1 pseudogene is annotated in these 441 nt (G+C 43.3%); it reads left to right on the top strand.

Features of this window, described 5'->3' with window-relative positions:
* Positions 1 to 441, top strand: a pseudogene (locus tag MMO38_RS16565) (hypothetical protein); the annotation flags it as partial.

Raw genomic sequence — 441 nt, 5'->3', positions numbered from 1 at the left:
ACAACCAATCAAAAGGTTGATGAAAACACCACGAACATTGCAACCAATACCAGCAACATTGCGAAGAACACAGGCGATATCAGCACACTGAACACGACTGTAACGAATCAAGGCAATCAGATTACGACCAACACTGGTGACATCACGACTTTGAAAGGTGGTTTTAACCTACAAACCAATGGTGCAAACAGCGGTGCGATCAAAGCGGGTGATACGGTTGATATCGGTGTGGTTGATCCAGCAGACACCAACTTAACTGCAACGAAAACAGGCAATAATGTCGCGTTTGCATTAAGCCAAGACTTAAATTTAACGACTGTTACAACAGGCAATAGTAAGTTAGACGCGAATGGCTTAGTGATCACAGGTGGACCAAGCATTACAACAGCAGGCATTAATGCTGGCAGTAAAGTAATTACTAATGTTGCAGATGGTAGTGCA

Source organism: Acinetobacter sp. NIPH 1852, assembly GCF_022549455.1.
Classification (GTDB): Bacteria; Pseudomonadota; Gammaproteobacteria; order Pseudomonadales; family Moraxellaceae; genus Acinetobacter.
The sequence above is the reverse complement of the archived record's forward strand: the minus strand, read 5'-3'. Positions and strand labels throughout refer to the sequence as shown.